This is a genomic window from Bythopirellula superficialaquae (genome assembly GCF_059632245.1).
Window position 1 is genome coordinate 3,590,508 of sequence record NZ_CP197426.1, and the last position, 21,208, is coordinate 3,611,715.

Below are 21,208 nucleotides of genomic sequence, written 5' to 3' on the forward strand. Positions count from 1 at the left end.
ATAGTGATTAGCGAGGCCGAGTTTCAAGAAATGGTCGGCGAGAAATAGGCTTCAATTTGATTGCCACTAAAAGCACGAAAAGTCACAAAAATCCATTCTCCATTTTTGTGTCTTTTCGTGTTTTTTGTGGTCATTGAAAAAACAGCGACTACTCAAAGCCTTGTAGCGCTTCGCGAACTTTTGCCGGCACTTTAAGGCCAAGCTTTTCTGCTCTGAGAATCAACTCCTTGGCGGAAGCCTGTTCTCCTTTTTGCAACAACAACAATCCCAAGTTGTAATTGAGTTCGCGCGAATCGGGAGATTGTTTGAGTGCGGCGCGATAAACTTTTTCGGCTTCCTCGATCATACCCAATTGGAAAAGTAACCCGCCGAAGTTGGCGCTCACGGTGGGGTCGGAGGGACGAAGATCAAGTGCTTTCTGATAGGCTTGTAGAGCCGCATCGGCTTCGCCCAACGTGTAATACGTGTTCGCCAACTGGAACTGTGCGCCGAAGTGCTTGGAATCGAGTTTGAGGGCCTTTGCCAAGGTCACCAAGGCTTGCGGATATTGACCTAGCTGAAATTGAGCGAGCCCTAGTTGATACTTAGCTTCCGCGGAATTTGGCCGCAGAAGCACTGCTTGATTGAGTGGAGCGAGCGCCTGATCAGGTTCGCCAGCCGCGTTGAGCGAAGCACCCAAGGCGAGCAGCACTCGCCAATCATTCGCATGCGCGGCTGCCAAAAAACTGGCCAACTCCACGGCCTTATGATGATCGCCCTGCCGGTTGAGCAACATGATTTTGCCAAGCTCGCCGCTAAGAGACAGTGGAAACTTTTGAGCAATCTGTTGATAAAGTTCGGCTGCTTCCGCCGTGCGATTTCGATCAAGATAAAACTCGGCCAGTTGTTCGAACGCTTCGGATTGGTTGGGGCCGAGTTCTACGGCTAGTCGAAGTTCCTTTTCGGCACGTTCGGCATTACCCAACTTGGCGAGTACCATACCCAAATCGCAATGATGCGTCCACTGATCGGGGGCAATCGTGACGGCTTCTTGGAATTGCTGCTGAGCATCCGACAAACGTCCGCTCATGAGATAGGCCAATCCCAAGTCGGAATGGGCTGTGTGCGAACTCTCACGGTTTTGCAAAGCTCTTTCAGCAAACAAGACGGCTGTTGCAGCATCGCCCCGAGCGAGTGCGTCTCGACTGAGCAAAGCATGGCACTCCGGCAGTTCGGGCGTTAGCGCGGCCAAAGCCGCCAAGCGCCGGAAATCGTTAGGGCCTGTTTCGCTCAGACGGCGTCTCTCGGCAAACAGCAAACCAGCCACAATCGCCAACAGGACGGCCCATTTGGCAGCATGAACAAGGGCAGAAACACCTATCGTGGCAGGCGCGGATTCAATAGGCTTATCAGTCAGGTTGTCTTGAGTCTTGCGTTCGCTGACTTTCCAAATGAAGCCATCGAAATAGAAATGCAAAAACGAAGATGTCACAAACAGAGCGACGAGCCATTGGTAAGCGTTTTCATTGGTGCCACTGAAAATGTAAGCGTTCGCATCGACGGTAAAATACCGAATCGAACTGTAGGCCCCAATCGCTGCCAGATACAAGCCGAGCATCGTCCAGCGGTCGCTGAATAAGAAGCCAAGCGGTCCGAACTTTTCTCCCGCGCGATTGAACAAGCGGCGGTTGTAGATCCAGACTATCGCGTAGTATTGCACCGCGTGGAAAATTTCGAACATCGCGATGCCGATCAACACGTTCACGGAAAGTCGGCCAGTGTACCAATAAAACCAACCCGTGATGCCGATCAACAAGAGCTTGATCCAGCTCACCGGCATCCCTGCGCGCGTTTGTCGGACAAGATTGAAACAGTAAGCTGTCAGCACAATCGCGGCTATCACGGCCACGCCCACTCTCGTCCACTTGAGCCAATCGGGGCCAAAGATCGGTAGCCCCGACTGCCACATCGCATTGGCTATACCGAACACGCGGGCATCGCTGAAAATCACACCCGAAGCAAACACGATCAAACAGAGCCAATGGTCGAGGCGAGCTGACCAACGATCATGAACGCCGCGTTTGACATCGTAGATCCGCATGAAGCCATACGTCTGCATCAGCCCATGCCAAGTGCCCCAAATCAGCAGGACGAGTTCAAGTCCATGAAGATGCTTCCAGGGAAGGCCAAGGTCTTCAGCGAGCCATGTGGGTGGCGAAAATAACAGCGCGATGGCGAATATCAACGGCGGGACGAGCATGAATCGCCACGGATACCGCCAGAACAGTTCACGATCGCCATAGGCCCGCATAAAGCCTGGCAGATGATGCCCCAGCGATGCAAAGGAAATTACCGCAAGCGACACCTGCTCGGGGGTGAGCACCTGGCGTACGAGAATCAGCACAACCGGCACAATCAGTAGCGGCGTAATAACCACGTACGACATGTCCCACCAAGGCGAGACAATCCAGCCTTGGGAACGGACAGGGGTCGGGGAAGTCGTGGCGGCGGCGGACACAGGTTGCGGGTTTACCCAGGAACGTGGCGGGCTTGTCGGCTGAAATAAAGTATTGCACCCTCGCCCGACCTGGATGAGCCACAGGTGCGAAATCCTGCGGGAATCTCGTAGAAAATCGTGGGGTTGGGGTCGGAAAAAGGATCCTTGGGTTCGACACCGCTGGTTTTACCTGGATTACCTGTTTTTCTTGGATTTTCACGCCGCGCAGTTTATGCTGGAGGGATAGCTGGCTGGGCCCGCCTCGTAAGAGCTGGGCCAGCTTGTCAGAGTCATTGTCATTTGAAGAGGCTAGGGAACCCATGACGTTTTTTCGATCAATAAGTTGGCACTCGACATTCGCGCTTGCGGTCCTCGCTGGCGCAGCCTTGGGATCAACGGCACTGGCCAAAGACGGTGATACCGACAAGCAACCAGTCGACGTGTTTGACGCGATTGACCAAGGCTTGGTCGATGTCAAATTCATGGCCCGAAACAGTCAAAGTGGCCGGCTCTTCGTCACGAATAAAACTTCCCAGCCGGTCGACCTGATCATTCCCGACGCCTTTGCCGGTGTTCCCGTGCTGCACCAATTCGGTGGCGGCGGCGGTGGCATGGGCGGCGGTGGTATGGGTGGCGGCGGTGGCCAACAAAGCGTTGGCGGCGGAGGCGGAGGCGGTGGACGTGGTGGCGGTGGTGGTGGGGGTCGCGGCGGTGGCGGTGGCCGTTTTAATATCGCACCTGAAGACATGACACCTATCGACGTACCATTGGTCTGCTTGGATCATGGCCTGCGCGACCCTTCGTCCAATAAGCCGTACGAAATTCGTCCGATTCAAGACGTGGTCAGCGATCCAGCAATCATCGCAGTGATCGAAGGCTACACGACAGGCGAACTTGATTCCGCGGCGACTCAAGCGGCCATCTGGCATCTTAATAGTGGAGTCAGTTGGCAGGAGCTGGCCGAGAAGCTCACCGGCACTGTACGAAACATTGTGCGTGATCCCTACTTCTCGCAGCAAGAACTTCAAACAGCCATGCAGATCGTCAACCACGCTCAGCAGAAAACGGCTGGCAAAAAGGTTGAGCCTCGCAACTGGAAGCCTGTGAGCGAACGCAAACGCGAGAACGAAAAAGAGGAAAAGGCAACCGAAACTCGCAAGGAATACAAGCCCGCAGAGACGAGCAAGCTCTAAGCTGCTTACAAACCGCACGATGGCCTAGGCAGCCGCGTTCCATTGAACGCGCTCTTGGGCCAGAAGTCGCTGCAGTTCCTGCTGATATTCGACTTGCTGGACTTGCCAGGTTTTCTCGGCGAGTTCGTAGTTCCGCTGCTGTGAATCGAGTTCGCGTTCTCGATCAACCAAACGTGCGGCACGCTGTTCGAGATCCTGCTCGCGGCGGTTGAGCCACCGTTCCAGGTCTTGTCGCTGCGATTCCAAGTGGCCGTGTTCATTTGCCAATTCTTTGCGAACACCTTCCAACTCGCGGCGTTTGTTAATGGCTTCGTCAGCAGCCAAGCGGAAGTGATCCGCCAATCGTACGCGTAGCTGGGAAATCGATCGCGACAGCGTAGCCGGGGCCAAGGCCCCTTGCAGTTGGAGCCAGGTTTCTTCGGTCGCGAGACGAATTTCCAAGACTTCACGCTGGGCAGCTCGCAGTTCTTCCTGCAATTGTTCGAGCGCGGCCTGACGTTGTTCGAGTTCTGCTTCGCGTTGATCGAGCAAATGCTCCCTTCGAGCGAGCAGTAGCCCCTGCTCTTCCTTTTCCTTGGCGAGTTGTTTGCGTTGTCTTGTGACGTGATTCTCGAACGTGTACTCCTGTTGTTCGAGTTCGCGCGAACGCTCGGCCAATTGCACGTGCTGTTCAGCCAATAGCGATTCGGCCGCGGTGAGGTTGGCACCACGCACGTCGAATTCATTGGCCAGGTGTTGGAGCTCCACCATTTTTTGTTCGGTGATGCTCAGCCGCTCAAACCGCTGCAAAGCCGTCTTGATCTCTTGTTCTCGGAAACGAATTCGACGCTCACGTTCGTCGGCATCGTGCAACCGGAATTCGACTTCCTGCTGAATCCGATTGAGTTCGGCTCGCTGAAATTCGAGTTCGCTCCCTTGCTCACCTAGCTTGAGTTCCAACGCCCGCAACTCTTCCTGGCGTTTGTTGTGCTCGCCATCGGCCGCGTTGATCCACTCAACCCGCTGTTGCAGCGAGATCTCGCTCGTGGTGAGCTGTTCCATCTGCTTGTAGACTTCGGCCTCACGAGAATCGAGTTCCCGTTGGCGATTTTCAAAATCGCGGCGAGCTTTTGTTAGTTCTTCTTGCTTGGTCTGGCAGAAGGCGTTTTGGATTTCGAGTTCACTGAGCTTTTCGGCCACTTCAGCTTGAATCAGCTCCAGCTCAGTTTGCTGTTTGAAGACCTGCCGTTCGCGTTCTTCCAGCTGCAACGACTGCGTGACGTTGGCGGTGTGCTGCTGTGAATTCGTCGGAGCGCTACCCAATTCGCTTTCACGTTGCTCGAGAGTTTCCTCACGTGAGTCGAGTTCGCTTTCGCGTTCTTCAAGCCAGAGTCGAGCACTGCGAATGCGGCTGTCGAGTTCTGCTTGCTGTCCGTTGAGCGTTGACTCCCGATGGTCGAGGTCGGCCAAGCGTGATTGCAATTTCTCGGCGAGTTCCGAAGCATGGCGTGCCAACGCTTCCACGGGGACACCCGAAGAAAACAATTGGGCTACGCCGAATTCATCGGCCACATCGTCGGCGATCTCCGCCCCTTGAGCCATCTTGATGCTCACGGGCAGCGCAAGCGGAGCTTCAGCGCGAGCAATCGGATGAGCCGGATCCACGCGCATTTCCCGCTGTGTGGCTTCGTAAGTGTCGTTCGGTTCGCGATTCTCAAACGCCATGTTGAACCAGCTTGCGTGGGCTAGAACGGCCGTGTCGATAAGGTTTGGGCAATCGATAAAGTTTGCCTAAACGTCAATTCGGCACTTGAGCACCAGGAATTGAGAATAGCTCGGCAATTTCGGTTTCATGTTGCCGTGGGTGCCAGCAGCTAGCACAACAGACATTGCCGATTGCTGATGAGAAATATGCGCACGTCATCTGTATGCTGGCAGATAACGTCCGAGGAGGTCACGTGCATGCAAATAAAGCGATTAGCAGAGGCTGCAGATTTGAGAGCAACTGGGTAAGCCAGCAACTATTAACGGTGACTTACCGTCTGGCCATATTTGTAGGTGGTTGATCGGTCTTTGATCACACCGGCGAGTTTGTCGGCATCAGCGGCGGTCTTCTTTTCGCGCTTCTGAGCTGCCAGGAATGCTTGACGCGGTGCGTCGGCCTGTTGCATCGCACATTGAGGATGGATGCCGCCCGCTGAATAGGATTTCTTACCGCAGACGGGGCACACAGTGCCTAACGAGGGGGCAACGTAGAGAGGGGCAGGCTTGCTACTATCCATGATCGTGTTGCTTTCTTCGCGACGAGGGAAGCTTCCTTGCCTGCATCACCACGATCACCCCAAGCGTGACTTGAGGCGAGTAGGAGAACCCGTCCGATAAGCGGTGCTTATCGGACGGGAGTAGTTTCCAAAGTTCGATTCGGCGTTCGACTAGGCCAAGAAGCCTAGGAAACGACCTTCACGTTCTCGGCACAAGGTCCCTTAGGACCACGGCCTTCGCTGTATTCAACAGTTTGTCCTTCACGGAGCGAATCGAATGACGACTCCACGACGGACGAGGAGTGGAAGAAAATGTCTCCCCGATCTCCCTGAATGAATCCAAAACCTTTGTCAGTAATTTTCTTAATAGTCCCTTGCGACACAACAAAACTCCTTGCACGCAACTTAAGCACTCAATGTTCAGGACGCCGTGCAGTACGTCCATGAACGACTCAAAAAAACGCCCCACTGTGGAGCGAAAACTCTAATTCAGAATCGAATCCATTTTTGGATTCTCAATGAAATGTGCCGACAAGAACATAACGAATGAAAGTACCGGCAACAGAGAGACCCTCAACTGCTGAGGACCATTTAATTATAACGATGTTTTCTCGTTCTGGGGATATTTATTTGCCCATCTAGCGAAGAAACGCCAGAATTTCGGTCGAATAAGCGCAATATGACCACTAATAAGCCTTAATGACCTTGTCCCGCGTGCTTGGAAGGGCCTTGAAGCATGTCCGTGACGCTCCTCACCCCCGGCACGCTCGACACCGATTTAACAATCGGAGTCCGCTGATTCTCATAAGCAATCTTGCCCGAAAGCGTGACGACTCCTTTTTGAATCGTCGCCGTGATGCGAGACTGCGACCCCCCGGAACGACTTAGCTTTCGATTGACCGTTTTAAGAAGCTCCTTGTCAGGAACTTCATTTCTGCTGAACATGTTTTGGTTTTCCCTTGCGAATATTCTTCGGGGGCGTCTGATGCGAGGCGTGGATTTTGCTGATTTCAGCGAGTTCTTTTTCCAGACGAAAGCGCAGTGGGCTTTCAGGGCGTAATTCCCCTAGCAATTGCTCAGCTCGGTCCAGGTTCTCGGTGGTGATGGCCTGCTGACTAAACATTTTTTGCCACAATAGCGTGACTTGCCCTTCATTGATCATAGAAATACACCTCTCTGAAAAAATGCTGAACGTTATCCTTCGCCACCCAAATCGACAACAAAATCTTCCTCGGTATTCAGGTGATCCGTCATATCCTGATCAGTGCTCGGGTGTGCCACCTTGGCTTCATCGAACATCGCTTTAACTTCGTTAAGGTCGAGAATCCCATGGGCGATAATTGCTGCCTGGAGATAACCAAGCCAGCGATGCAATTTCGTCGTGGGCCACTCGGCAGCACGCTGTTCGATTTTCTTGCACATCCACAGCAAGTGTTCGTGCTGCAAACACTTCGGTAGTTGGCGATTGCCGGTGCCCGACTTCAGCAGCAGGTCGCGGCAATGTTCGGCCATGGCAACCATTAAGAGATTGTCGTTGGTCATGAAATTCTCAATCAATGTCTTAATGGTTTGCGTTTGCTTCCGGAGCAATGCGCAAGCGCACTCCAGGTATTCCCAGCAAGAGACTTTCTAGATCACGATGGGTCAGATGTGACCCATAAGCCAAGCGAAACGTGCAGTAATCGCCAGATCCACTGACGATAAGTGGTTCGCTAGTTTTAAAGGCGAATGAGCGGCTCAAACATTTCAAGAGCCACTGAGAGTTCGCTTCGCCCTCGGCAACCACGTGGCAGGAATAATCTGCGTGTTCGATGGAAACCTTGAAATTAGGTATGTCGGATGATGTTCTCAGCGGAAGCCAACTATCTTGATTTGGATTGTTGTGGTTTCGACTTCGATAACTTCGACTTTAATGAGTCGTATCGCTCGGCCGCCGTGCGAAATGGCATACCGGTGGCGAGTTCATAGCGTTCCGCACGCAAGAACCAGAAGGCCAACCCGCCCGTGTTATGAGCTGGTGAGACCTTGCTTTTCTCGGCCCGCACGCCCAACGAACCTTTCTTGCCCGTTTTGCGCCAGCCTTTGCGTTCCATGATCATGCGCACAAGCACCCCCACGGATTGGCGAAACCGCTGCGTTTGCTTGGGATGAACTTCCGCGAGAAAGAGATTGATCTTAGGCTGTGCTTCAAATTCACGCACAACGCCCGCCAGAGGAGCTCGATCATGGTGGATTTCAGCGTCCTCCATCCGTTGCTGTCGCTCGGCGCTGCTAAAGAACGCTAGGACATCAGCAAAAGGATAGCGAGCGTCGTTATACACATCGGAAAAAGTCCGGCCTTGCCGGTCATCCGTGAAATCATCTTTCGTAATCTTGATCAGAGCCATGAATTACAGTCCAAAGATTTTTAGTGCACATTCCATTTGTGCACCTACAAATATTGTACCTGCAAACGAAGCATTTTGCAAGAGAAATACCCTTTGGAACGGCTATTGCGCGGGTTCTTCCGCTTCCGACGGCATGTCGTCGTTATAATCCGTGGGAGAAGCGGCCACTGGTCCCTCTATTTTCTTTTTCTGCCGATTCTTGCGTTTCTCATCGGCCTTGAATTTCTTTTCAACTTCACGTCGACGCTTTTCCGCGCTGTTTTGGTTCTTTGCCATAAACGTCCTGCATGTTTCTTAATCGCAAACTCAAAGGCATGCGCGCATTCAAGCCATCCCGCAAACGAATGAACGGAACATTGGCACCACGCCGTGTTAGCGCCACGCACGCCTAACAGTAAAGGCAATCGACTTAGTAGCGCCGGCCACCGCCGCCACCACCGCCGCGGTTATAACCACCACCGCCGCCTCGGCTTCCACCACCACCGCCGCCGCTACGCTCTTCACGTGGCTTGGCCTCGTTGACAGTCAGCGGCCGGCCATCCTGAGAAGCTCCATTAAGCTCTTCAATGGCCTTTTGAGCATCGCCGTCATTATCCATTTCCACAAAGCCGAAACCTTTGCTTCGACCCGTGTCACGATCCATGACGATATCGGCGCTGCGAACTGCACCAAATGGGGAAAAGAGAGATTCGAGATCCGCCTTCGTGACGCTGTAGCTAAGATTGCCACAATAAAGTTTCTTACCCATTCACCCAACTCCTGAACATAGATTGCACGCAGACTTCGCCACAGAGTACCGAAACACATGCGTCGGGATGCGAGCCTGTGAAGGAACCGGCGAAGAACGAATGGGTGCGTCGCGAAAGAACAGACAAGAAAAGGCGGCGTCGCAAACGGAGTTCGGCTGAACCAACTTCACTTAAGTGTAGGAAATCGAGCAACCGGGCGATATATGAAATCGCCAAAGATATTCAACGCCAAACGCCGAGATTCCACAGATTATCAAAAAAAGCCGCTCCCTTTGGCAGGGAGCGGCTTCTAAATTTTGACCGATTTTGAAATCGTACTACGCCTTGGCGGCGTCGATCGCGTCTTGCAAACGGGTCTTGGGCTGAACCCCAACAAAGCGGTCAACCACTTCGCCGTTCTTGAAGACCATCAACGTGGGAATGCTGCTCACGCCATAATTCTGCGCGGCCTGTGGTGCATCGTCGACGTTCAGTTTGAGAATCTTCGCCGAACCCGCGTTCTCACCGGCCAGTTGCTCGACAAGCGGCGCGATCTGGCGGCAAGGTCCGCACCAAGGAGCCCAAAAGTCGACCAAGACTGGCTCGGACGATTGAAGCACTTCGCTGTCAAAATTGGTATCATTTACTTCTGCAACGGCACCCATCTGAGTAACTCCTCGGCGGTTCGATCCGGCTCCCAGAGATTAACATTCGCCTCTCGAAATTTAGCCTGACCGATAAATCCAGTAACTTGTTGGACGGTGATTCAATACGTATCGTCTTGCTGGCTGGTTCGCGTTGACTCAATCCCGCAGCGGCCAGCGAGCAAGATTGTCGATTATTGAAATTCTACCGTTTGCTGTCAACGAACGGGGCCAAGCATTGCCGAAACGCCCGTCTTTCCAGATACTTGGGACAGATCCCATCGACTGGAACGCTGGACAATTTGGGACCAGCCACGCCGTTCTATTTAAGTAATTCCAAGGGAGAAACATCCTATGGCACGCACACCAAGCACCATGTTACCCCTGGGAACCCAGGCCCCCGATTTTTCATTGATCAACGTCGATGGACGCACGGTCTCGCTCGGCGATTTTAAGGGCGCGCCGGCGTTATTGGTCATGTTCATCTGCAACCACTGCCCCTACGTGAAGCACGTCGCCGATCAACTCGCGCAACTTGGTCACGAATACACCCAGCGCGGGGCGGCAATCGTGGCCATCAGTTCGAACGACGTGTCCAACCACCCTGCCGATTCACCCGAGCAAATGGTCGCTGAAGCGGAGGAGCGTGGTTATGTGTTTCCCTACCTGTACGACGAAACCCAAGAAGTCGCAAAGGCTTATCACGCCGCCTGCACGCCGGACTTCTTTTTGTTCGATGCGGATCAGAAACTTGCCTATCGTGGCCAACTCGATTCAAGTCGACCGGATAGCGGCATTCCCGTAACGGGCTCCGATTTGCGCGCGGCACTCGATGCGGTCCTAGCAGGCAAGAAGCCCGCCGAAGAACAAAAAGCAAGCCTGGGCTGCAACATCAAATGGAAGGCGGGCAACGAACCAGCGTATTAAAGTTGGGCTGTTATCGCACGAACTCCGGCACAACGAGTTCTGGCAGCACGCCTTGCTCGTAACCCATCGCCAAAAAGCGTGCAACGGCTTCGCGGCCCGCGTCACCGAAATCGAGCGTCGAATCGTTGACGTACATACCCACGAAGCGATCGGCCTTGGAGTAATCCAAATCGCGGCCATATTGCAATGCATAATCAAGGGCTTCGGTGCGATGATCGAGGCCATACTTGATGCTTGCGTAAAGCAGCTTTTGCACTTCCTCGATTGTCTTTTCGCCGAGATCCTTGCGGATGCCATTCGCTCCCAATGGCAATGGCAATCCTGTTAGGTCTTTCCACCAAACGCCGAGATCGACGATCAATTGCAAATCGTTGTCGCTGTAGGTGAGCTGACCTTCGTGAATGATGAGGCCCGCGTCGAGGGCTTGGCCTTGATATTCACCCCGGCAGACGGCGGGAATGATTTCGTCGAACGGCACGAGCACGTACTGAAAATCTTGACCCAAACAGAGCCGCAGCGACAGGAAAGCACTCGTGAGCTTCCCCGGCACGGCAATGACTTGATTCTTGAGATCCTTAACCGCGCATTTCTGCTTGGCCACAACCATCGGTCCATAGCCGTCGCCCATACTCGCCCCGCAGTTGCAAATCGCATAGCGGTCGTGCAGAAAAGCATAAGCGTGGATACTAATCGCCGTGAGTTCCAACTCCGAGCGAAAGGCGCGCTGATTGAGCGTTTCGATGTCGACCAGCTCATGGGTGAACATGTACCGACCAGTGTCGATGCAATCATTGGTAAGCGCGTGAAACATGAAGGCGTCGTCAGGATCGGGACTATGCCCCACGCGAATGAGCTGTCTGGTTTCGATAGCAGACACGAGTATGATCTCCAGTCGGGTCCGGCCAAATTGCCAAACCCTGGATGATAGGGTCACACTCGTGAAACCGCAAGCGACGGCCTGCGGTTAACACCATGCTATTCGGCGATTACGCTTCGAAAGAAAAGCTCTCACCGGAATAGGCCGTATCGAGATTCAAGCTTGGCGCAATCACCGCCTGCCGACTTACCGGCGCCAAGTCGTTTTTCTCACAGACCAGTTTCCACGTGTCGCGCTCAAAATCGAGCAATTTCGCACAGGTCGCCAACTTTGGCAGATCGAGCGAAAATCGCGCCGCGGCCAACTCGCGATACAAAAAGGCATATTGCTCTTCGAGCTTTTCGGAAATCTCGTTTTTCGTGCCGCTGACGCTGCGGGCTAGTTCTTCGATGATATCGAGCGCCTTGTCGATTGCCGCATAAAATTCTCCCCAATACTCGGCCCGGCCCGCTTGCTCGGCAACGCGGCATTGACGCGAAGCGCCTTCAATCAGCATCAAATGCAAACGGGGCTGTGAGGCTGTCGTGATCTTGCTTTGCAAATATTGGGCGTTTGAACGTTCAGCCATGACTTCCGACTCCATTACTCGATAACTAGTGCATTAATTATTTGATTGCGTCGCCAAAGGCGGCACAGGCGAGAACGATGCCAGCGCAGATTGGGTCGATTGAAAATCAGCCAGTATCGATTCCAGCTGAGCGTATTGCAGCAACAGACGTTCGCGTTCTCGCTCTAAGAAAGAATCCAAATCTTCGATGCGGTCGTTATTGGCATCGATGGTTGACTGCAAGCTCTCGGTGCGATTGGTCAGTAAGCCGCCATCCACACCAGCGAGTCTCTTTACGGTATTATCGAACCGTGAAACCACACCGTTGCTTTTGTCGTCGCCAAAGAATTTCTTTAATCCTTCGGGATCTGCAGCAAAGGCATCCTGAAAAACGGCCTTATCGAGAGCCAGCTTGCCTTCATCGTCGACCGTAATCCCAACTTGTGCGAGCGATTGAAACGACCCGAGCCCGAAAAATTGATCGGTCACCAAACGCGACATTTCGGTATCGACTCGCAATGCTTCGTTCGTTCCGAAGAGCAAACCGGTTGTGAGCGCATCGGGATCGAAGTCGGTGAGCTTTGCCAAATCGTCGCGCAACGAATTGTAAGCTTTCACGAATTCTTCGGCGGCGGCCACGAGGCCTGAATCGTTCGACGTAATTGCTACGTTCACCGCCGTGGTGCTGGCCTTTTGCACCGTGAGGCTCACGCCGCTCACGACTTCGCGGAACGTGTTACTGGCGGAGCTGACCAGAATGCCACCGCCCGACTGTTGCAACGAACCGAATTGCAGCAGCGCATCGTGCGCGGCTGTGGTTTCTTGAAACTGGAAGTTGGCTTCGTCGAGATCGAGCAAAATGGCGTTCGCAGCGCCGGTTTTGTTGACAGTGAGCGACAACCGGGCCCCTTGGCCGTCATTGAGAATCGAAGCCGTCACGCCGGCATTCATCGCGTTGATCTTGCTGACAACGTCGGCCAGCGTATCGTCGGCATCGATCTGTAATTCGTTGATTGTCGAACCGTCGATCACTTGCTTGGGTGTGCCGTTGAAGTTGACCGCGGTGCTGGTGCCGATGAGATTTAGATCCGTGCCGACCGTGCCACTGGCATCGGCCACGGTGATTTTCCCCGCGCCCCCGGCGGTATCAATCAAGATAATGCCGTCGCCGGAGTCATTGATTTTGGCTTCCACGCCTATGTTCGCAGAATTAATGCGGTCGATGACGTCCCCCACGGTCTTCGCGTGGTTGTCCTTGGGATCGAGATCGATCGTTCGCTTCACGCCCGCGGTGTCGGTGATCGTAATATCACCCAGAGTGGTGATGCCTTGACCACCCTTGATGTCCGAAAGCAGCGTTGCCCGGCTGAGCGTCTGGCGATTTAACGAACCGCTGCCGATTTGAGTTGTCGCAGCGTTGGTCGCAATTCCCAAATCTGCCGCAACGGTCGCACCACTGACACTTTCGACGATGAAGTTACTTGCCGTCCCGCCGCTGGCATCGTTCAGCACAATACCGCTGTGACTGGAATTGATCGAGGCCGTAACTTCGGTCGCTTGCGAATTGATCGCCGTAACCAATTCCTTGAGCGTTTCCACGCCTGTTAAATCGATCGCCGACAGCACACCATCTCGGTTGGTGATGTTGAGATTGCCGAAAGTTTGAATCCCGGCCCCGCCATTGACCGACCGCAACAGTGTATCATTGAGTCCCGACGTTAACCGTGCCCCGGTGAGCGTGCTGCCCACGGCACTCACGGTAAGACCTAAATCGTCGGCAGCCGTGCCCAGCAGCCCATTGGCCACCGAGAACGCTTCAGCACCCGATGTGAGATCGGTGAGCACCAGCCGATTGCCGTCGCTAGAAATCGCAGCAGTCACTTTGCCGGCGAGTGCCTGCGACGAGTTGATCTTATCGACAACATCGCCCAGCGTTGCCGAACCGGAGAGATCGAGCCCGATGGGCCCCGAGCCGTCCGCAAACTCAAAGATCAAATCGTCGATGGCCGTGGTGCTATTGTTGAAATCGACACCGTTGCCGTCGTTGAGTTTGCTCAGCTGCGTCCCCGCATGGAGCCGGAAGATATCGCTGCCCGTACCGGAAGTGGTGACCCCCGCGGCGGTGACCGACAGGATTCCCAAATCGGCGGCTGTGTTGCTGTTGTTGACTTCCTGGACCGAGAGCGTGCCGCTTTGGCCCGTGTTGTCGGTGAGCTTGATGGCATCGCCCACGACTTCGGCGGAGACGTTAATCGTAGTGTTTGTGTTGATGGCGTTGAGCACGTCATCGATGGTCGTCGCAAAGCGTAGGTCGATCACCGCGTCTTCGCCGCTCTTATCGGTGATACGAATCTCACCGAGCCGCACTCCCAAGCCACCGTTGAGATCTTCAAGAGAGATTCCCTTGTCGACAAAGCCCCCCGTACGGAATGAAAAGCTTTGCGCTCCCATGAGGGAATCTTTGCTCGCGAAGCGCTGGCTCACCAGTTGCTGCGCGCTGGCTGTGCGGACGGGCGTGAAAGAATAGTTGGAATTGACGGCAGTCGTTGAGTTGGTGATCGCAGCCGTGAGAACGCTCGTGTCGCTGGAAGTCGATTTCTTGGAGGCATAAAGTGCATTGCCACCCAGCTTGCCCATTTCAAATTGAATGCTGAGCAACTTGGCCGACAGCGCGCCGATGGCGGTCTGCTGCGACTGCAAATCTTTAGTGCGCGTGACGAGCGTATCGCGCGGAATCGCCGCGATATCGATCAGTTGATCGACGATCTCGGTGATGTTCAGGCCGCTGATGAGGCCGACGCCGCTGGTGATTCTGCCCATGGTGGGGACGTTCTCGAAGCCCTGGGTTGCCTCGGGCGCATAGTGCTAGCAACGCGAGGAAAACTCTACCGGTAATATCGGTCAGAAAAGAGAACGCGAACCAACAAAAAAAGCCGGCTTGGCCGCAAGGGCCAAACCGGCTCGTTATTTTCACCGTCAGAATTAACGTTGGAGCAGAGCCAACACATTCTGCGGATTCGAGTTGGCAATCTGGAGAACCGTCGTGCCCGACTGCACCAAGATTTGAGCCCGGGTCAACGCGGCCGTTTCGGCGGCGAAGTCGGCGTCGCGGATGGCGCTTTCGGCATCGGTCAGATTGGTCAACGTATCGCTCAAAGCGTTCTTGTTCGTTTCCAAGCTCGTGCGTTGGAAAGCACCCAACCGACCGCGAAGCGAAGTCACTTGGTTGATCGCTTCTTCGACGATCGCGGCAGCGACGTCGAGGTTGCCGGTCGACAGCGAGGCATCGCCACCCGTACCGAGTTGGAACAACTTGCCGCTGGAACCACCCAGGCGAGCAGTATTCACGCTGCCGATGCCCAAGCGAGCTTGTTGGTTCGAGACGACGTCGGGACCGAGTTGGAACAAAGCCCCACCACCGGTGATCGTGAAGGAAACCGTGCCTTCAAAATCGGCGGCGACTGTGGTGCTCAAGTCCAGGGTGGCGGTGTTGATCGTGAGATTGTTACCGTCACCCGTGGCGGCCACACCGTTGATCGTGGCTTCGACGTCGGCTCCCTCTTCGCGGGCACCGACACCGTCCAAGGCGGTCGTGAATGTTCCGGCAGGAGTGCTGCCCGAACCTTCTTCAATGATCTTGACGTCGACGAAGGCATTCGAGCCGTAAGCTGTCGAAGTCAACTCGAGAGTCGTACCATTGGCCGTCGCGGAGACACCTGTGGCGTCGGATACCGAATTGATGCCGCTCACCAAGTCAGCCAGCGAAGTCCCGGCTTGGAAGGAGAGAACTTCACCGCCCGTCGCACCGGCAAGTTCGATGACCAAGTCGGCCGCAAGACCGCCGGTCGTTTCAGTACCGGCAGAGGTATTGGCAACCACCGGGGGAGTTTGGGTTGTTGCGTTGTAATTGGCATCACCCGTGGTCGTGACGAGTGCGGCATCATAATCTTCGAGGGCATTAATTGCACTGGTGATTGCACTCAAAGTTGTTGTACCAGCATTGTTAACCAAGACCGTAATATTACCGCTACCATCAACTGTCGCTGTGGGAGCGGAAGTTGTGGGGGTGGCCGATTCGGTAATGGTAACCGTCTTGGCATTGCCTGCGAGTCCAGCCGATGCAGCGGTGATGGTGATCTCAGAGGAACCGGCATCGCGTCCACCGGCTAATCCTGCAATCGTTCCCGAACCACTCACCGTGTTGGCGCCAGTACCACCTGAGGCAGTAAAATCGCTGCCACCATTGATAGCCGCTTGAATATCAGCAACAGTGGCGACACCATCTGCTTGTGTGACACTCACATTAAGCGTGTTGGTACCCGCCGTATAACTTGTGGCAGCAGCACCGGCACCGTAAGTAATCGTGATTGTTGCAACGTCATTGCCCTCGGCTCCATCTGCGTCACCTGCAGCGTCAGCAGCAATTGTGAACGTCTCGGCACCTATTGTTACGGTGCCTCCCGTGGCCTGAGTGGCTGTGTTAGTAAAGGTTGCAGTCGTGCTTGCCGCAACGCCCGGCACAACGGCCGCAATACCCGTGACATCAATCTCCGCCTGTGTCGCTGCGGTGCTAACCGCAATATCCACCGCCACACTGCCGGTCGAGCCAAGGTTGGCTTGGTCGATCTTCAAGTTCGACAGGTTGGCGAAATCGTCGTCCGTCGTGGTGGTGATGAAGCCCAAGCTGCCGTCCAGCAACTTGCGACCTTGGAATGTCGTGGTTTGAGCGATACGATTCAAAGCTTCCAGCGAGGAGTCGATCTGAAGCTGGTTCGCGGCAAGCTGATCGTCACTCAGGGCACCCGTGTTGGCCGATTCGGTCACCAGACCGCGAATGTCATTGAGCAGCGAGCTTACCTGACCGAGGGCCGAGTCAGCGGTGGCAATCACCTGATTAGCACGCTCGGTGTTCGTGATCGCTTTCTTCACGCTGGTGATGTCGCTGCGAAGGTTTTCGCTGGCGATCAAACCCGCGGGATCGTCCTTACCCGTGTTGATCCGCAAACCGGTGCTCAAACGGGTCAAGGCTTGGTTCAAGCTCGCATTGGAGCGACCCAATGTATTTTGGGCAACGAGCGAGCTCACGTTTGTGTTAATACGAGTCATTGCAAACACCCCTGTCTAAATAAAACCAGTTCTTTTTTTTGGAAGACCGGATCTGGGGAGTCAGACGACTCCGGCCATAACATGTCGTCGCACGGCGCCGAGGTATCCACCTCGCCATCCACACCGCTGTCAATTCTGTTGACGGTCTCGGCATCCCTATCGATTTGTCCTGTGGTATTCGCCACGGCGAATTAACCAACTCTAGGACATGTTCCGTGCAACGCGCTACTTTTTTCCTACTCGCTCCGTTGGCGGTCCGTCTAAGGAAGGGTATCGTCGTGGGAATTTTGGGCGCTTTAAGGTCAAAACCTCATTTTCTGGTTGTTTTAGAGTCAGTTCATCTCAGCGGAAGCTTCAACCAATACACGCGCTACATTCGTTAGCCGATTTCATGGAATAATTGCTACAACCCAACTAATAAGAAGAATCTGTCGTGGCGAATGCCTCGAACAGAGCTGGAACTGCACAAGAATTGAGCGCAACAAATGGGCTGCTTGGCTTAGGTTAATAAGCGCAAGTACGACAATTGGCGTGGGATGGCGTAATTAAACGCGGTCGCTAGACATGCCCTGAGGACCCAAGAGTTGGGTGTCGTCGGGCTTGAGCAGAGTGGCTTGCCGGTTCTCGCGAAGAATGGCTTCGTAAACTTCCCGCCGGTGAACCGAGATTTCGCGGGGGGCTTCGATGCCGAGTTTGACTTTATCGCCGCGCACGTCCACGACGGTAATAACGACGTTGTCGCCGATGATAATGCTTTCGTCACGTTGTCTGGACAAAACCAACATCGCACTCTCCTCGGCGTTCGCACGTCGTTCCCGCACAGTTGGGAAACGATTTGACTTCCGTCATTCTCGACTGATTCGTCATTCCCGCGCACGCGGGAATCCAGTTCTTTGCTGTCTTCCCTTAGTACGGGAATTCTGTTTCGTTTCTCGGCGTTCTCCCTGCTAGCTCTTAAGCAATGCGTCGCAATTTCAGGTTCTGCAAGTCGAGCGGATATTGCACGGGGTGCTCGTCCTTGGCAATCACCTGGCAACCGAGCCGCTTTTCGACGTTGATCACCAGCGGGGCCCGCAAGTTCAGCGTCATTCCCTCGGTCTGGCGGCTGGCGATGACCACCACTTCGGCATCGCGAATCGTCACCAATCCCAAGGTGCGTAAATCGCTGCGATCGACGCGAAGCTGATAGTTGGGCACGAACCGCCGAGGGCTCACCACGCCAACGGCGATGTGGCCTTGCTCGAGGTTTTGCAGCCAGCCGAGCGCGCCGTTGTTGGAATCAGTCAGGACGACCCAACGCTTACAATCTTCCAACCCAATGAGGCCGTTGTCGAAAACGATTTCGTCGTGGGGCTGAATGGAGAGAACTCCAAAGCGCGTGGTAAATACGTCCATTGGTCTGCCACCTTCCTTGACCAAGCCAGTTTTCGCGTCCTAAAGCAAATTGCGAGTTCGCGTTTTTTGAGTGCCACGGGTGGCTTGCCCATCCGTGTTTCAAGGACACTGCTGGACAAGCCAGCCGTGGCACCCAGGCGCATAGCATGGCAATACGCCTGGAAGATGTATCGTCGCCGGAGGAATGGCAAAATCAGCAAAACTGGTGTCTTTGGTAAAACGGCGCAGAAATGATTTACAACAAACCTACTCAAAGCCATCAAGTCGCGGTTTGGCAAACTTTACTGTTTACACCGCGGGTTAGTAGTACAGTGAGGTTTATGCCATGGATTCTCAGCGCAATTTTTCATGTGGGTCGCCACCGATAGCAAATCTTAGTGAGAACGGCTTCTCACTTACGCAGTAAATGGCACGGCGAAGGGACTCGGCAATGGCTAGCACTATGCGGGCAGTCTACGTACTCACGCTTGTGAGCGTGTTAAATCATGCTGGACTTGCTGCCGCTCCCGTAAAGTCGCCGTGGCTGCAAAGTCCCGATATCGCTTGGATGGACCAGGGAACGCTCCCCAGCGTGACACACTCAGCTAAGTTCATTCACGACGAGCAGATACAAGTCGTGGGTGAACTTCCCGCCCCAAAATCCTTAAGCGGTCCTGCATCGGCAGATGATTGCGAGCTTTGCTCTTTCCACTCCGGAAGCTATGCCCCACGATGGAGCGTCTCGGCCGGTGCAATCTTTTTGCATCGTGCACGCCCCGACTCCGCAGCCATCGTAACACCCCCGACAGGCACGCCAGGGATTGTCATCAACGGCACCGATTTTGGCTTCGACTGGAATGTTGGTCCTGATCTGACTTTGATGCATCGCTCGGCCAGTGGCCTGATTTGGGAAGGTCGCTACTTCGGCGACTACGATGCCGACGCGAACGCAACAATTCCCAGCATCACGACAATTCGGGCAGCAGGTATCGGCATAACAATCCTCGGCGGCGGCTCGATCAACAGTTTTTATGACACAAAACTCAACAGCTCAGAGATCAATGTTCATAAATTAATTACCGATCGAATCACGATTTTAGGCGGATTTCGCTGGGTCGAGGTCGAGGATAAGTTGCGACTCAATATTGCTACGCCTGCGACATTCCTTTCCTGGGAAGAACAAAATCGGATGTACGGGGGTCAACTTGGCACGAACCTGGCTTTTACAGATGCCGCGAATCCATTTCGTTTGAACCTCTCAGCTAAGGCGGGGGCTTACGGCAACGTAATCGACAATCGCATGACGTCGACAATAGTTTCTAGTGCGTCTGACGAAGCAACCGAGTTAGCTTTCGTAGGAGAAGTAAACCTCTCTGCTAATTACAACTTGACCGAACACATCGCCATTCGCGGCGGCTACCAGGTGATGTGGCTCGACAACGTCGCGCTTGCAAGTGATGCGGCAGCGATCACCACTCAAATTGCGGGGGGCACATCAAGCCCCGTACCGCAAGGCGACTTATTTTACAACGGTGCCACGGCTGCGATTGAATTTATGTGGTAACTCAAGAATTGGCGGCACGTTAACGCATCACGGCGGCGCGGACTCTGTCTCCGCGCCGTTTCTTGATCCGAGTGCCAAGTAAATCCGCGAATCGAGCAAATCTTGCAATAAATTCACACTGCCATCCCCTCGTGCAAAGTTGACTCCCCCGGGATGACGGCTGCCGAAGGGAAGATCGTTGACGGAAATCACTCGCGGAGTCGACGCGGGAATCTCAGGACGGTCACCCAAAGCATTATCGTGCCCCTGATACGCCCCCTGATAGGGGTCATGATTGAGCGCATAAGCTGCCGTCAAGTTTTTGCTGGCAAAATGGGCCGTCGAAGGTTGTGGACCGTCCGGAGGCACATTCCGTGACTGTCCACGCGCCGTCGGAGTAAAAGCAGGAACGGCTGGGTCTACCCAGTAAGCACCGATCATCCAGGCACGTATCTGATAGGTTCGTTCGCCAATCATCAAAGTGTTGCTCAATCCATCGGTCGCTTCTTTTAATTTGACCGGCCAACCTTGAATCATTAAACCATCATGGTTGTTGGCTCCAAATAAATCGGTTACGGATTTAGCAATGCAATAGTGCTCGCTCCGCGTCGAAGGACACTGACCAGTACGACTGTAATAGGATCCAGCTACACCAGCGTAACTCATTGCGCGACGATCTGCATTACCGTACTTTTCTACTTGCAACAGCAAGTCCGGATCGCTCGGACAGATATATATAGGCATTATGAGCTTGTTAAGCTCGTCCATCGCAGAATCATAGGCATCGTCTTTATCAAGGTATTTGTCGATCGCCCCTTGGTTGACCGTACTTTGCTCAATATATGGTAAGATTTGCACGGGCCAGCCTAGACCACTGTATTGTTGAGTGACTGGATTGAGTGAACTTGGGGGCAACGCGCGTTTACTCGATTCATAGTTCAAGCAGCCCAAAGCGATGTTCTTGAGCTGATTTTGACAACTCATGCGTCGAGAAGCTTCACGAGCCGCTTGGATTGCAGGGAGCAAAAGCGCCACCAAAACGCCGATAATGGCAATCACAACCAGCAATTCCACTAAGGTGAACGCTGGTTTGCGACTTACGCCAGTTGAAAGATGGCGTGAGCCTTGAAAGATCTTAGCCAAGTTCATAAAACGACCCTCGTGAT

The 21,208-nt window shown here is 54.0% G+C and carries 21 protein-coding genes; 3 read left to right on the plus strand and 18 right to left on the minus strand.

The features are described from left to right. Positions 1-148: 148 nt before the first annotated feature. Positions 149-2,497 (minus strand): tetratricopeptide repeat protein, encoded by a 2,349-nt coding sequence (locus tag SH678x_RS14720; RefSeq protein ID WP_496919212.1) that lies wholly within the window; start codon positions 2,495-2,497, stop codon positions 149-151. Between the two features lie 299 nt (positions 2,498-2,796). On the opposite strand from SH678x_RS14720, the gene SH678x_RS14725 reads away from it, so the two are divergent. After that, the gene (locus SH678x_RS14725) at positions 2,797-3,669 is read left to right on the plus strand and encodes a hypothetical protein (protein WP_496919213.1); all 873 of its coding nucleotides are present in this window, start codon (positions 2,797-2,799) and stop codon (positions 3,667-3,669) included. Between the two features lie 24 nt (positions 3,670-3,693). On the opposite strand, the gene SH678x_RS14730 is transcribed toward SH678x_RS14725, so the two are convergent. The 10 genes from SH678x_RS14730 to trxA form a co-directional block, all read right to left on the minus strand. Then, positions 3,694-5,373 (minus strand): coiled-coil domain-containing protein, encoded by a 1,680-nt coding sequence (locus SH678x_RS14730; protein ID WP_496919214.1) that lies wholly within the window; start codon positions 5,371-5,373, stop codon positions 3,694-3,696. A 299-nt stretch (positions 5,374-5,672) separates the two neighbouring features. Continuing rightward, entirely contained in the window at positions 5,673-5,930 is a 258-nt protein-coding gene (locus tag SH678x_RS14735) for a hypothetical protein (RefSeq protein ID WP_496919215.1), read from the minus strand. A gap of 164 nt (positions 5,931-6,094) precedes the next feature. After that, a complete protein-coding gene (locus SH678x_RS14740; protein WP_496919216.1) occupies positions 6,095-6,292 on the minus strand; it encodes a cold-shock protein in 198 nt (65 codons plus the stop codon). 313 nt (positions 6,293-6,605) lie between these two features. Next, positions 6,606-6,854, minus strand: coding sequence for a BON domain-containing protein (locus SH678x_RS14745; protein ID WP_496919217.1), 249 nt, complete (start codon positions 6,852-6,854; stop codon positions 6,606-6,608). After that, positions 6,838-7,071, minus strand: coding sequence for a hypothetical protein (locus SH678x_RS14750; protein WP_496919218.1), 234 nt, complete (start codon positions 7,069-7,071; stop codon positions 6,838-6,840). The genes SH678x_RS14745 and SH678x_RS14750 overlap by 17 nt, the downstream gene beginning before the upstream one ends. 32 nt (positions 7,072-7,103) lie before the next feature. Further along, positions 7,104-7,451, minus strand: coding sequence for a hypothetical protein (locus SH678x_RS14755; protein WP_496919219.1), 348 nt, complete (start codon positions 7,449-7,451; stop codon positions 7,104-7,106). 320 nt (positions 7,452-7,771) lie between these two features. Beyond that, the gene (locus tag SH678x_RS14760) at positions 7,772-8,296 is read right to left on the minus strand and encodes a hypothetical protein (RefSeq protein ID WP_496919220.1); all 525 of its coding nucleotides are present in this window, start codon (positions 8,294-8,296) and stop codon (positions 7,772-7,774) included. Between the two features lie 102 nt (positions 8,297-8,398). Then, complete coding sequence (locus tag SH678x_RS14765) at positions 8,399-8,572, minus strand: hypothetical protein (RefSeq protein WP_496919221.1); 174 nt, start codon at positions 8,570-8,572, stop codon at positions 8,399-8,401. 133 nt (positions 8,573-8,705) lie between these two features. Beyond that, positions 8,706-9,044: an RNA-binding regulator gene (gene rbp / locus SH678x_RS14770; protein ID WP_496919222.1), complete on the minus strand. Its 339-nt coding sequence runs from the start codon at positions 9,042-9,044 to the stop codon at positions 8,706-8,708. Between the two features lie 318 nt (positions 9,045-9,362). Beyond that, on the minus strand, positions 9,363-9,689 hold the full coding sequence (trxA, locus tag SH678x_RS14775) for a thioredoxin (RefSeq protein WP_496919223.1): 327 nt from the start codon (positions 9,687-9,689) through the stop codon (positions 9,363-9,365). A 333-nt stretch (positions 9,690-10,022) separates the two neighbouring features. On the opposite strand from trxA, the gene SH678x_RS14780 reads away from it, so the two are divergent. Then, complete coding sequence (locus SH678x_RS14780) at positions 10,023-10,595, plus strand: thioredoxin family protein (protein ID WP_496919224.1); 573 nt, start codon at positions 10,023-10,025, stop codon at positions 10,593-10,595. 10 nt (positions 10,596-10,605) lie between these two features. On the opposite strand, the gene SH678x_RS14785 is transcribed toward SH678x_RS14780, so the two are convergent. From SH678x_RS14785 to fliW, 6 genes are all read right to left on the minus strand, one after another. Continuing rightward, entirely contained in the window at positions 10,606-11,472 is an 867-nt protein-coding gene (locus tag SH678x_RS14785; RefSeq protein ID WP_496919225.1) for a menaquinone biosynthesis family protein, read from the minus strand. Between the two features lie 109 nt (positions 11,473-11,581). Then, complete coding sequence (locus SH678x_RS14790) at positions 11,582-12,040, minus strand: flagellar export chaperone FliS (RefSeq protein ID WP_496919226.1); 459 nt, start codon at positions 12,038-12,040, stop codon at positions 11,582-11,584. 33 nt (positions 12,041-12,073) lie between these two features. Next, positions 12,074-14,839, minus strand: coding sequence for a flagellar filament capping protein FliD (gene fliD, locus SH678x_RS14795; RefSeq protein WP_496919227.1), 2,766 nt, complete (start codon positions 14,837-14,839; stop codon positions 12,074-12,076). Between the two features lie 162 nt (positions 14,840-15,001). After that, positions 15,002-17,125, minus strand: coding sequence for a flagellin N-terminal helical domain-containing protein (locus SH678x_RS14800; protein ID WP_496919228.1), 2,124 nt, complete (start codon positions 17,123-17,125; stop codon positions 15,002-15,004). Positions 17,126-17,670: 545 nt separating this feature from the next. Further along, on the minus strand, positions 17,671-17,910 hold the full coding sequence (csrA, locus tag SH678x_RS14805; RefSeq protein WP_496919229.1) for a carbon storage regulator CsrA: 240 nt from the start codon (positions 17,908-17,910) through the stop codon (positions 17,671-17,673). 169 nt (positions 17,911-18,079) lie between these two features. After that, positions 18,080-18,520 carry a flagellar assembly protein FliW gene (fliW, locus tag SH678x_RS14810; RefSeq protein ID WP_496919230.1) on the minus strand — a complete coding sequence of 147 codons (441 nt, stop codon included), beginning with the start codon at positions 18,518-18,520 and terminating at the stop codon, positions 18,080-18,082. Positions 18,521-18,962: 442 nt separating this feature from the next. On the opposite strand from fliW, the gene SH678x_RS14815 reads away from it, so the two are divergent. After that, complete coding sequence (locus SH678x_RS14815; protein ID WP_496919231.1) at positions 18,963-20,063, plus strand: BBP7 family outer membrane beta-barrel protein; 1,101 nt, start codon at positions 18,963-18,965, stop codon at positions 20,061-20,063. Positions 20,064-20,090: 27 nt separating this feature from the next. Here the strand turns inward: SH678x_RS14815 and SH678x_RS14820 are convergent, their stop codons facing one another. Further along, on the minus strand, positions 20,091-21,191 hold the full coding sequence (locus SH678x_RS14820) for a DUF1559 family PulG-like putative transporter (RefSeq protein ID WP_496919232.1): 1,101 nt from the start codon (positions 21,189-21,191) through the stop codon (positions 20,091-20,093). Positions 21,192-21,208 lie beyond the last annotated feature (17 nt).